This is a genomic window from Azospirillum sp. B21, from assembly GCF_008364825.1.
Taxonomy (GTDB): domain Bacteria; phylum Pseudomonadota; class Alphaproteobacteria; order Azospirillales; family Azospirillaceae; genus Azospirillum.
On the sequence record NZ_VTTO01000005.1, the window covers coordinates 359727 to 371012 of the forward strand.

Annotated in this window: 12 protein-coding genes; 9 read left to right on the top strand and 3 right to left on the bottom strand. The window is 69.8% G+C overall.

Translation table 11 applies throughout. The features are described from left to right. Positions 1-13 precede the first annotated feature (13 nt). The 9 genes from FZ983_RS15070 to FZ983_RS15110 are packed head-to-tail and all read left to right on the top strand — an operon-like array spanning position 14 to position 10162. Positions 14-790 (top strand): FliH/SctL family protein, encoded by a 777-nt coding sequence (locus FZ983_RS15070; protein WP_149224319.1) that lies wholly within the window; start codon positions 14-16, stop codon positions 788-790. 34 nt (positions 791-824) lie between these two features. Next, positions 825-1142, top strand: a complete 318-nt coding sequence (gene fliN, locus FZ983_RS15075) for a flagellar motor switch protein FliN (protein WP_111069733.1) — start codon at positions 825-827, stop codon at positions 1140-1142. Next, positions 1142-2041, top strand: coding sequence for a MotA/TolQ/ExbB proton channel family protein (locus tag FZ983_RS15080; RefSeq protein ID WP_149224320.1), 900 nt, complete (start codon positions 1142-1144; stop codon positions 2039-2041). Before fliN ends, FZ983_RS15080 begins: the two co-directional genes overlap by 1 nt. 4 nt (positions 2042-2045) lie before the next feature. Beyond that, entirely contained in the window at positions 2046-3611 is a 1566-nt protein-coding gene (locus tag FZ983_RS15085; protein WP_149224321.1) for a sigma-54 dependent transcriptional regulator, read from the top strand. A 40-nt stretch (positions 3612-3651) separates the two neighbouring features. Then, on the top strand, positions 3652-5826 hold the full coding sequence (flhA, locus tag FZ983_RS15090) for a flagellar biosynthesis protein FlhA (RefSeq protein WP_149224322.1): 2175 nt from the start codon (positions 3652-3654) through the stop codon (positions 5824-5826). A gap of 46 nt (positions 5827-5872) precedes the next feature. Next, the gene (locus tag FZ983_RS15095; protein ID WP_149224323.1) at positions 5873-7138 is read left to right on the top strand and encodes a GTPase; all 1266 of its coding nucleotides are present in this window, start codon (positions 5873-5875) and stop codon (positions 7136-7138) included. Then, positions 7135-7932, top strand: coding sequence for a MinD/ParA family protein (locus tag FZ983_RS15100; RefSeq protein WP_108546967.1), 798 nt, complete (start codon positions 7135-7137; stop codon positions 7930-7932). Before FZ983_RS15095 ends, FZ983_RS15100 begins: the two co-directional genes overlap by 4 nt. Before the next feature lie 8 nt (positions 7933-7940). Continuing rightward, positions 7941-9812, top strand: a complete 1872-nt coding sequence (locus FZ983_RS15105; protein WP_149224324.1) for a hypothetical protein — start codon at positions 7941-7943, stop codon at positions 9810-9812. Further along, entirely contained in the window at positions 9809-10162 is a 354-nt protein-coding gene (locus tag FZ983_RS15110; protein WP_149224325.1) for a hypothetical protein, read from the top strand. Before FZ983_RS15105 ends, FZ983_RS15110 begins: the two co-directional genes overlap by 4 nt. A gap of 10 nt (positions 10163-10172) precedes the next feature. Here FZ983_RS15110 and mnhG read toward each other — a convergent pair whose 3' ends face one another. From mnhG to FZ983_RS15125, 3 genes are read right to left on the bottom strand one after another with little or no spacing between them, the layout of a single operon-like run. After that, positions 10173-10523, bottom strand: a complete 351-nt coding sequence (mnhG, locus tag FZ983_RS15115) for a monovalent cation/H(+) antiporter subunit G (RefSeq protein WP_149224326.1) — start codon at positions 10521-10523, stop codon at positions 10173-10175. After that, entirely contained in the window at positions 10520-10801 is a 282-nt protein-coding gene (locus FZ983_RS15120) for a K+/H+ antiporter subunit F (protein WP_149224327.1), read from the bottom strand. Before FZ983_RS15120 ends, mnhG begins: the two co-directional genes overlap by 4 nt. Further along, on the bottom strand, positions 10798-11286 hold the full coding sequence (locus FZ983_RS15125; RefSeq protein ID WP_149224328.1) for a Na+/H+ antiporter subunit E: 489 nt from the start codon (positions 11284-11286) through the stop codon (positions 10798-10800). The genes FZ983_RS15120 and FZ983_RS15125 overlap by 4 nt, the downstream gene beginning before the upstream one ends.

Below are 11286 nucleotides of genomic sequence, written 5' to 3' on the forward strand. Positions count from 1 at the left end.
GAGGGCCGCGGCGATGAGCGTGCGCAAATTCCTCTTCGACGAGTCCTTCGACGTGGACGCCGTGCCCCGCATGACCCATGTGGAGGACGACGATCTGCTACCGGAGGAGGACTTCGCCCTGCCGCCGGAGCCGGAGCCGGAACCGGAGTTGCCGCCCGCGCCGACCTTCGGCGAGGAGGAGTTGGCCGCGGCCCGCGCCCAGGGCTACGAGGAAGGGCTTGCCGCCGGCAAGTCGGAGGGCACGGCCGCCGGATACGGCAAGGGCTTCACCGACGGCATGGCCGCCGGTCAGAACACCGGTTACGAGCGCGGCAAGGCGGAGGTCGAGGCGACGGTGAACAACCGCATCGCCGGCGCGCTCTCCCAGATCGCCGACGGGGTATCCCGCCTGCTGGCGGAGCGCGAGGCGGGCAACGCCATGCGCTCCGAACAGCCGGTCCATCTGGCGCTGGCCATCGTCCGCAAGCTGTTGCCCGAATGGGCCCGGCGCGGCGGCATGGCCGAGGTGGAGGCGATGGTCCGCAACTGCCTGACCGACCTGATCGACGAGCCGCGGCTGGTCATCCGGGTGGCGGAGGACACGATGGGGCTGGTGCGCGACCATCTGGACCAGACCGTCGGGTCGCGCGGCTTCGGCGCCAAGCTGATGGTGATTGGCGACCCGTCGATCGCGCCCAGCGGCTGCCGCATCGAATGGGCCGAAGGCGGCATGGAGCGGGACACCGCCCAGCTGCTGGCCGAGATCGAACGCCGTGCCGCGCACATGCTGGAGGCTCCGGCCCCCGTCTAAGGGGTGACCGGATTGAAGGAGGTCCGAGACCGACATGCCGAGCGACAATTTCTCGCTGAACGACCTGCACGGTGGTGATGGCGACGACTACGCCAGCCCCGGAATCGCCAAGGATCTGGAGGCGGTGTACGACATCCCCGTCCAGATCTCCGCGGTGCTGGGCAAGTCGACCATGCAGGTGGCGCAGTTGCTGAAGCTGGGCCGCGGCGCCGTGGTGGAGCTGGACCGCAAGGTCGGCGAGGCCATCGACATCTACGTCAACAACCGTCTGGTCGCCCGCGGCGAGGTGGTGGTGGTGGAAGACCGGCTTGGCGTGACCATGACGGAAATCATCAAGTCGGACCGGGGCTGATGGCGATTCCGTCCGACAGCGCCGCATCCCGCGCCAAGGCGGCCCAGCCGCAGCCGGCGGCACCCGCCGCCGCCGCTCCGGGGCGGGGCGTGCGGCTGCGCGGCGGGCTGGACGTGGCGACCCTGGTCGGGCTTGCCGCGGCGGCGGCGGTGATCCTGCTGGCGATCACCACCGGCGGTTCGGCGCGAGCCTTCCTCGACCCGCCGTCGCTGCTGATCGTGCTGGGCGGGACGCTGGCGGTCACCACCGCCTCCTTCTCGCTGGGCGACGTGGCGGTGGCGTGGCGAAGCGCGGCGGCGGTGCTGGTCCACCAGACGCTCGACCCCAAGGGAGTGGCGCGGCAGGTGATCCTGCTGGCCGAGGCCGCCCGCCGGGCCGGGCCGGAGACCCTGCGCAACGTCCTGCCGGAACTGCGCGGCGAGCCCTTCCTGCACCGCAGCGTCACCCTGATCACCGAAGGGCATCCGCCCGACACCATCGAGCAGATGCTGACCGGCGAGGTCGAGGCGACTGCGGGCGCCCTGGGCAAGAGCGCCGGCGTGCTGCGCCGCGCGTCGGAAGTGGCGCCGGCCATGGGGCTGATCGGCACGCTGGTCGGCCTCGTGCAGATGCTGGGCAGCCTGAGCGACCCGTCGGCCATCGGGCCGGCAATGGCATTGGCTTTGCTGACGACCTTCTACGGGGCCGTGCTCGGCAACGTCGTCCTCTCCCCGCTCGCCGCCAAGGTGGAGCGGTCGGCTGAGGAGGACGCGCTGGTCAAGACCCTCTTTACCATCGGCGCCGTATCCATCGCGCGCCAGGAGAATCCGCGGCGTCTGGAGATGCTCCTGAATGCCGTCCTGCCGCCTGGAAAGCGGATCCAGTATTTCGACCGGGAAGCCCCGAGAGTGGGAGCGTAAGGCTATGCGTCTGCTGATCGTTGGAACGTTGGAAGGCTACATCACCGCCGCCGGCAAGATCGCCATGAAGCGCGGGGCCAAGGTGTCGCACACCGACAGCATCGAAGGGGCGCTGAACGCCTTGCGTGCCGCCGCCGGTGCCGATCTGGTGATGATCGACGTCAAGCTGGACATCGCGACCTTCATCGACAGCCTGAAGTCGGAGCGGATCACCATCCCGGTGGTCGCCTGCGGCATCGGCACCGATGCGGCCGCCGCCGTGCGCGCCATCCGCGCCGGCGCCAAGGAATATCTGCCGCTGCCGCCCAATGCCGAGCTGATCGCCGCGGTGCTGGAGGCGGTGGCCGAGGAAAGCCATTCCATCGTCTGCAGCGACCCGGCCATGCTGGCGACCCTGCGGCTGGCCGAGCAGGTGGCGCCCAGCGACGCCTCGGTGATGATCACCGGCGAGAGCGGCACCGGCAAGGAGCTGATGGCCCGCTTCATCCACCGCAAGAGCCGGCGGGCCAACGAGCCCTTCGTCGCGGTGAATTGCGCCGCCATCCCGGAGAATCTGCTGGAATCGGAGCTGTTCGGACACGAGAAGGGCGCCTTCACCGGCGCGGTGGCCCGGCGTCTGGGTAAGTTCGAGGAGGCCAACAACGGCACTCTCCTGCTGGACGAGCTGTCGGAGATGCATCCGCGCCTGCAGGCCAAGCTGCTGCGCGCCATCCAGGAGAAGGAGATCGACCGCATCGGCTCCAGCCAGCCGGTAAAGGTCAATGTCCGCCTGATCGCCACCTCCAACCGGAACCTGGAGGCGGAGGTCCGCTCCGGCAATTTCCGCGAGGATCTGTATTTCCGCCTGAACGTGTTCAGCGTGGCGATCCCGTCCTTGCGCGAACGCCCGGCCGACATCCCGATGATCGCCGAGCATTTCCTGAAGAAATACGCGGAGGCCAACGGTCTGGGCGACAAGCGCCTGACCGAGGACGCCCTGCTGATGCTGAAGACCCACCATTGGCGCGGCAACGTGCGCGAGCTGGAAAACACCATGCATCGTGCCGTCCTGCTGTCGCGGGGCGAAGAGGTCGGGCCGGAAGCCATCATGCTGACCAGCAAGCTGCTGGCGCCGGAAGGCAGCGCCCAGGCCTCCATCCCCGCCGATTCGCCGGTCGCCAACCCGTTCGCCGGCCCCGGCGGCACCGTGCCCGCTGCGCAGCCGCATGTGCCCCAGCCGCCCGCCGCCCCGCCCCTGGTGGTTCCGCCGCCGGGCGCCCTGCCGACCAGCTACGGCCCGCCCAAGGGCGGCAAGGCCGGCCCCTACGGCATGGCCGCCAACAGCGGCGCCGCCGCCGCGGCCAATGCCGGCGGGACCGGTGCCGGTCTGGCGGCGCTGATCGGCCGCACGGTGGCCGACGTGGAGCGCGACCTGATCCTGGAGACGCTGACACACTGCCTGGGCAACCGCACCCATGCCGCCAACATCCTGGGCATCTCGATCCGCACGCTGCGCAACAAGCTGAAGCAGTATGGCGACGAAGGCCGCAGCGTGCCCACCCCGGGCAACGACGAACGGGCGACGGCCTGACGGCCGGTCCGGGACCGGGCCCTGAGCGGCGGGAGCATCCATGGCGCTGACGGAACAGAATAGCGGAGGCGGCGGCGGGGGCGGCGGTCCCGGCAACATGGCCGCCTTCGGCGAGATGTGGGCGGTCGCTAAGTCGTCGCTGAAGCGCGGCGACGTGGCGATGGCCATCGGCATCCTGATCGTCGTGGTCGGGCTGATCATGCCGCTGCCCAGCGTCATGCTCGACATGATGCTGGGGCTGAACATCACCATCTCCATCCTGATCCTGATGGTGGTGCTGTTCATCGAAAAGCCGCTGGAGCTGTCCTCCTACCCGACGATCCTGCTGATCACCACGCTGCTGCGCCTGTCCTTGAACATGGCCTCCACGCGCCTGATCCTGACGCAGGGGCATGAGGGCACATCCGCCGCCGGCCATGTGATCGAGGCCTTCGCCAGCCTGGTCATGGGCGGCGATTTCGTCATCGGCGTGATCATCTACGCCATCCTGACGATCGTGAATTTCAAGGTCATCACCGCCGGTTCGGGCCGCATCGCCGAAGTGGCGGCGCGCTTCACCCTCGACGCCATGCCCGGCAAGCAGATGGCGATCGACGCCGACCTGTCGGCCGGCATGATCGACGAAGGCACGGCGCGCGCGCGGCGCAAGGAGCTGGAGGACGAAAGCGCCTTCTTCGGCTCCATGGACGGTGCGTCGAAGTTCGTCAAGGGCGACGCGGTCGCCGGCCTGATGATCATGTTCATCAACATCATCGGCGGCGTCACCATCGCGGTGCTGCGCCACGACATGCCGGTGATGACGGCGCTGGACACCTTCACCAAGCTGACCATCGGCGACGGCCTCGTCTCCCAGATCCCGGCGCTGGTGATCTCGATCTCCGCCGGCTTCCTGGTGTCGAAGGCCGGCATGGGCGGCTCGACCGACAAGGCGGTCGTCGGCCAGCTGACCGGCCACAGCCAGGCACTGGCCCTGTCGGCCGGCGCCATCGGCGTTCTGGCCCTGCTGCCGGGCATGCCGATCCTGACGCTGGCCCCGGTCATCGCCGCCGTCGGCGCCGCCGCCTGGTACATGCCGCGCCTGCGCGCGAAAAAGGAGGCGGAGGAGGCCGCCGCGGCGGAGGAGGCAGCAACCGGCGCAGGGCCGGGCGGCATGCCCGGAGCGGGGCCGGTACCGGACGAACCGATCTCCACCGCGCTCGCCATCGACCTGATCCGGCTGGAGCTGGGCTACGGCCTCTTGTCACTGATCAACCAGCCGCAGGCGGGCAGCCACCGGCTGACCGACCAGATCAAGGGCCTGCGCCGGCAGATCGCCGGCGAGGTCGGTTTCGTCATGCCGGCCGTGCGCATCCAGGACAACCTGCAGCTTCCGCCCAACACCTACATCATCCGCGTGAAGGAGATCGAGGCCGGGCGCGGCGACATCCGGCCCAACATGCTGTTGGTGATGGACCCGCGCGGCGACGCCATGAGCCTGCCCGGCGAACAGACGGTGGAGCCGACCTTCGGCCTGCCCGCCATCTGGATCGAGCCCGGATACCGCGAGGAGGCTCTGTTCAAGGGATACACCGTGGTCGACCCGTCGACCGTGGTCACCACCCATCTGACCGAACTGATCAAGGACAACATGCAGGAGCTGCTGTCCTTCACCGAGACGCAGAAGCTGCTGGACGAGACCGACAAGGAACACCAGAAGCTGATCGCCGATGTGGTGCCGAATCAGATCACTGTGGGCGGATTGCAACGGGTGTTGCAGAATCTCCTTGCCGAACGCGTTTCGATCCGGGATCTTCCCACCATATTGGAAGGGGTATCCGAAGCGACCAGCCAGACCCGCAGCATCACCCAGATCACCGAGCATGTGCGGTCCCGCCTTGCCCGGCAGATTTGCGACGCGAACACGAACGAGATGGGCTTCATCCCGCTCGTCACCCTGTCGCCCGAATGGGAGCAGGCGTTCGCCGAGTCGCTGGTGGGCGACGGCGACGACCGGCAGCTGACGATGGCCCCGTCCCGCCTACAGCAGTTCATCACCTCCGTCCGTCAAACCTTCGAGCGACATGCCATGATGGGCGAGAGCCCCGTTCTGTTGACCAGCCCGCTGATCCGGCCGTTCGTCCGCTCCATCGTGGAGCGGTTCCGGCCGGCTACCGTGGTCATGTCCCAGAACGAGATCCACCCCAAGGCCCGCATCAAGACCCTGGGGCAGATCTGATGGCGCGCGCCGTTCTCTCCCCCTTGCCTGACGGAAGGCACCGCCGATGCGGCTGAAGTCCTTCCACGCCAAGACCATGTCCGATGCCATGCGGATGGTGCGCCAGTCGCTGGGCGACGACGCCATCATCGTCGCGACGCGCGAGGAGGAAGGCGGCGGCGTGCGCGTCACGGCGGCGGTGGAAGAGGACGACCTGCCGGCTGCCCCCGTCTCCGGCGGTGCGCGCGGCGGCCGGGCAAAGGCCCCGCCGAAGCCGGTCGAACCCGAGATCGACGTGGGCGAGGTGGTGGCCGACGCCCTGCAGCGCCACGGCGTCCCCGCCACCCTGGCCGAGCAGCTGATCGACGCCGCGTCGGGCCTCGACACCGAGGATCCGCGGCTGGCGCTGGGCTCGGCGCTCGATTCCTATTTCACCTTCAATCCGCTGCCGGACGGGCGCAGCCCGGTGAAGCCGCTGGCGCTGGTCGGCCCGCCGGGATCGGGCAAGACGCTGGTCGCGGCCAAGCTGGCGGCCCGCGCCGTCTTCAAGAAGCGGTCGGTCGGCGTCATCACCACCGACACGGTGCGCGCAGGCGGCGTGGACCAGTTGGCCGCCTTCACCCGGCTGATGAAGCTGAAGCTGGCGACGGTGGAAGACCCCGACGCGCTGGCCGGCGCCTTCGAGGTCCACCGCAAGACTGACCTCGTTCTGGTCGACACCGCCGGCCGCAACCCCTTCGACGCCGAGGACATGCAGGATCTCCGCGCCCTGCTCGGCGCCGGGGAGGTGGAGCCGGTGCTGGTCCTGCCCGCCGGGCTGGACGCGTTGGAGGCCGCCGACATGGCGCTGGCCTTCAAGGCGGTGGGCGTGCGGCGGATGTTGGTCACCCGGCTGGACATGGCCCGCCGGCTGGGCAGCCTGCTGGCGATCGCCGCCCGCGCCCGACTGTCCTTCTGCGACGCCAGCGTATCGTCCAAGGTGGCGGAGGGGCTGACCGCCCTGAACCCGCTGGCGCTCGCCCGCATGATGATCCCGGCCGAGGAGAAGGCGCCCGCCGCCAAGGAATCGGCACCGCGCCGCACCGCCCGTGCCGCGGACTGGGACGAGGAAGACGACGGGCAACCGGATCATGAGCCGGACCATACGCCCATGCGCAAGCCGACCTTCGGGCGGGGCTATGAGCCGGAGGACGACGAGCCGGAGATCGAGCCGGCGCCGCCACCCCCGCCACCACGCAGGGCCACCGCCGCCAAGCCAACGAAACCCGCAACCGCAAAATCCGCAACCAAGGCAAAAGCCTCCAGTTCCCCCTCGTCGAGGACCCTGCCATGACCGATCCGGTGTTCCCGGCCGCCCTCAAGAACGTTCGCCCGCTGCGCGGCGCCAACGTCATCGCCGTGGCCAGCGGGAAGGGCGGCGTCGGCAAGACGTGGTTCTCCATCACGCTCAGCCACGCCCTCACCAAGGCGGGAATGAACACCCTGCTGTTCGACGGCGACCTCGGCCTCGCCAACGTCGACATCCAGCTGGGCTTTTCGCCGAAGAACGATCTGGGTGCCGTCATCAACGGCGAGGTGACGCTGGCCAAGGCGGCGCAGCGTTTCCCCGACACGGGATTCGACATCATCGCCGGACGGTCGGGATCGGGCACGCTGGCGCAGTTGCCGAGCCAGCGCCTGTCGGGCCTGCGCAACGACCTGCTGGAACTGGCCAGAAGCTATGACCGGGTGGTGATGGACATGGGCGCCGGCGTTGACCGCACGGTGCGCACCCTGTCCGGCCCGGCCGGCACCACCCTGGTGGTGACGACGGACGAGCCGACCTCGCTGACCGACGCCTATGCCTTCATCAAGCTGACCCACGCCACCAACCCGTCGGCCGACCTGCGGATCGTCGTGAACATGGCGCAGAGCGTGAAGGACGGCGAACGCACCTACGGCACCATCCTGAAGGCCTGCCAGAACTTCCTGAAATACAAGCCGGCGCTGGCGGGCATCATCCGCCGCGACCTGAAGGTGCGCGACGCCATCCGCAACCAGACCCCGCTGCTGACCCGCTCGCCCGCCTGCGACGCGGCGCGCGACGTCGAGGCGATCGTGCAGCGGCTGCTGGCCGGCTCCAAGTAACGGGACCGATGGGCGGGGCGCTCCCACCATCGGTCACGCCCGCTGCCGCCACCGCCGTGGCGGCCCCCGCCACGCCCGCACCCGTCACGGCCGAGGCCACGGTCGTCCGGCTGCCCGAGCGGTTGCCGGAGGTGACCCGCCCGGTGGTGCTGACCGGCACCGTCGCCGGCCAGACTCCGGAAGGTCTGACCCGCGTCCGCACGGCGGCGGGCGAACTGCTGCTCGACAGCAAGGCGGAACTGCCGCCCGACAAGCCGGTCACCGTTCAGATCACGCCCAGCGCCAGCACGCCAACGCCCACCACACCCGCGACGATCCCGGCCAAGCCCACGGCGCTGATCTTGCTGCAGGCGCTGGGGACGCCAACCGGCACGACGGGGGCCGGCACGGCGGCAGGCGGGACGGCCGCAGCCCCGCCCGCAGGCAGCCCGGCACCCGGAAACGTCGCGACTCCCGCCATCCTGCTGCCGACCCCCATCCCGGGCACGGTGCCGGCCCTGCCGCCTCTGTTGCCCGGCACGGTGGTGCCGGCGCTGGTGATCGCCGGCGGATCGGGCGCCAAGCCAATGCCGGCGACACCAACCGGCGGCGGCGCACCGCAACCGGCACCCCCCACCCCAGCCGGCGCCAACCCGGTCGGACCGGCCAAACCCGAGACTGCGGCACCCGCCACACCAGCACCCGCCACCTCCTCCATGCCGGCACCGCCAAGGGGCGGGGGAAGCGCGACATTCGGCACACCGGTCCAGTTGGGCGGCGATGCGGCGCACCCCGGTGCCGGGTCTCCGGCGACATCGGACCGCCCCGCCGCCCCCGCCGCCGGTTCCTCTGCCGAGCCGCCCGACCTGCCACGCGGCGCCACGGTGGCGTTGAAGATTTTGACCGTCACACCGCCTCCGCAACAACCGCCACCGCTCGGGCCCCCCGAGGCCGGGGGACGAACCGGGCCAGGTGGAAACCAGACCAGCGCTCAGGCCGGCGGCCAACCCTCTACGGAAGCGGCGGATCCCAACCTTCCGCCCGACACCCCGGTCCTGCGCGGCACGGTCGCCGGCAGCACGCCGCAGGGTCAGCCGATCCTGGCCACCAAACAGGGCATGCTGGCCCTCAACGTCCCGGCCAGCCTGCCGCCGGGCGCCAAGGTCACCGCGGCGCTCACCGACCTCGCCCAGGCGACCCAGGCGGCGGCTCCCACCCTGCCCGGCCCGCCGGGGCCGCTCGGCGAGCGCGACTGGCCGGCGATGCGGCAGCTGATGGCGACATTGGCGGCGTCCGACCCGGCGCTGGCCAAGTCGATGCTGGCGACCATGCCGCAGCCGAACCGCAAGCTGACCGCGGCGCTGGGCTTCTTCCTGGCGGCGATGCGCGGCGGCGATGCCCGGGGCTGGCTCGGCGACGAAGCCTCCTCCGCGCTCGACAAGGCCGGGCGGCGCGACCTGCTGGATCGGCTGGAGAAGGATTTCGAGGGGCTGCGCCGCGAGGCCACGGAACCGCTGCCGGGCGACTGGCGCAGCTACACCATCCCGCTGATGGATTCCACAGGCCCGAAGCCGATCAAACTGCATGTCCATCCCCTGAAGGAGGACGAGGAGGGCGACGGCAGGCCGCGCGCCAAGCCCGGAAGCCGCTTCCTCATCGATCTCGACCTCAGCCGCTTCGGACCGATGCAGCTGGACGGGCTGGTGCGGCCGAACCATTTCGACCTGATCCTGCGCAGCCACGCCGCCCTGCCGCCGGAGCTGCGGGTGGAACTGATCCAGGTCTTCGCCGACAGCGTGCGGGCGGTGGGCTACAGCGGCGGGCTATCCTTCCAGTCCGGCGCCCGCAGCTGGGTGAAGCTGACCCGCGCCGGGCAGGCCGGGCTTGGAGTTTCCGCATGAGACGAGAGCGCCTGACCACCCGCCCCTCCCCCGACGCCCGCCACGACTATCTGGTGGAACTGCGCGGGGAACCGATGGCCGGTACGCGCCTGACCCTGCGTCTGGTGCCCGACCGGCTGGTGCCGGAGCCGGCCTCCGTCGCCGCCTATCTGGCGGAGTTCGCCGGCTTCACGGACGGGCTGGAGGCGCTGGCGCTCGCCATTTTGGACGATCTCAACAACGAGCTGGTGCCGCGCTGGGTCGAGGTGGTGCTGGAGAGCGACATGCCCCTGCCCCATCGCGTGGTGATCGAGGACCGGCAGCCGAACTGGGACAATCCGCAGCTGATGGGGCGGCTGCGGTGGATCTGAGGAAGCCCGGTCAATCCGAAGGCGGCGGCGGCACCTCGTCGCTTCCCTCCGTGCGGTCGCGGTAGAGGGCGGCGCGGGCCAGCAGCATCAGGGTGATTGGCGTGGTGACCACCATCAGGGCGGTGATCAGCAGCTCGTGAATGATCGCGCGCGATTCGAGCACCGAGAAGAACAGCATCGAGGCCAGCAGGATGCAGCCGATCCCCAGCGTAGACCCCAATGTCGGGGCGTGGACCCGCTGGTAGAAGCTGTCGAAGCGCAAGAGGCCGACCGTCCCGATCAGCGTCAGGACGGCGCCGGTCAGCAGAAGCACCGCGGTCAGGACCGCCGCCCAGGCGGGTATCTCGGCCAGATGGGTCATTCGATCACCTCCCCCCGCATCAGGAACTTCGCCAGCGCCGCCGTCGACACGAATCCCAGCAGGGCGATGATCAGCGCCGCCTCGAAATACAGGATGCTGCCGGTGCGGATGCCGAAGGTCAGCAACAGCATGGTCGCCGTGACATAGAGGGTGTCCATCCCCAGCACGCGGTCCTGCGCCCGTGGTCCGCGCAGCACCCGGAAGGCCGCGAAGGCCATGGCGGTCACCAGCAGGATCTGGGTCAGAAAGATCGTTCCCATCAGAAGTTTGACGATCATTCGAACAGCTCCATCAACCGCGTCTCGTACCGCCCCTTGATGAGGTCGATCCACTCCTGCTCGTCCACAAGGTCGAGGATGTGCAGCAGGATGGTGTTGCGCGACCGGTCATAAGCGACCCACACCGTGCCGGGGGTGGCGGTCAGGATGCAGGCCAGCGTCGCCAGCCCGTAGGGTGCCCGTAGGTCAAGCGGGATGCGCAGGAAACCCGACACCCGCTCTCCCTTGCCCGGCCGCAGGATGATCTTCGCGACGGCGATGTTGGAGCGGACGATGTCCACCAGCACCAGCAGCAGAAGCGACACGGCGGCCCGCGGCCGGCGGAGCCGTCCGCCCGGAAGGCCGAGCGTGTTCAGCGTCGCGGCGGTGGCCAGCGACAGCACGCCGCCGAGGATGATCGTGCCCGGAGCCACGCTTTCGTTCAGCAGCAGCCAGACCCCCAGCAGGGTCGCGGTCATCATGGGGTAGGGAAGCCATCTGCTCAT

Bases quoted from the DNA above. Each gene is read 5' to 3' on its own strand.
- FZ983_RS15070 (WP_149224319.1), top strand. From the start codon at position 14: ATGAGCGTGCGCAAATTCCTCTTCGACGAGTCCTTCGACGTGGACGCC.
- fliN (WP_111069733.1), top strand. From the start codon at position 825: ATGCCGAGCGACAATTTCTCGCTGAACGACCTGCACGGTGGTGATGGC.
- FZ983_RS15080 (WP_149224320.1), top strand. From the start codon at position 1,142: ATGGCGATTCCGTCCGACAGCGCCGCATCCCGCGCCAAGGCGGCCCAG.
- FZ983_RS15085 (WP_149224321.1), top strand. From the start codon at position 2,046: ATGCGTCTGCTGATCGTTGGAACGTTGGAAGGCTACATCACCGCCGCC.
- flhA (WP_149224322.1), top strand. From the start codon at position 3,652: ATGGCGCTGACGGAACAGAATAGCGGAGGCGGCGGCGGGGGCGGCGGT.
- FZ983_RS15095 (WP_149224323.1), top strand. From the start codon at position 5,873: ATGCGGCTGAAGTCCTTCCACGCCAAGACCATGTCCGATGCCATGCGG.
- FZ983_RS15100 (WP_108546967.1), top strand. From the start codon at position 7,135: ATGACCGATCCGGTGTTCCCGGCCGCCCTCAAGAACGTTCGCCCGCTG.
- FZ983_RS15105 (WP_149224324.1), top strand. From the start codon at position 7,941: ATGGGCGGGGCGCTCCCACCATCGGTCACGCCCGCTGCCGCCACCGCC.
- FZ983_RS15110 (WP_149224325.1), top strand. From the start codon at position 9,809: ATGAGACGAGAGCGCCTGACCACCCGCCCCTCCCCCGACGCCCGCCAC.
- mnhG (WP_149224326.1), bottom strand. From the start codon at position 10,523: ATGACCCATCTGGCCGAGATACCCGCCTGGGCGGCGGTCCTGACCGCG.
- FZ983_RS15120 (WP_149224327.1), bottom strand. From the start codon at position 10,801: ATGATCGTCAAACTTCTGATGGGAACGATCTTTCTGACCCAGATCCTG.
- FZ983_RS15125 (WP_149224328.1), bottom strand. From the start codon at position 11,286: ATGAGCAGATGGCTTCCCTACCCCATGATGACCGCGACCCTGCTGGGG.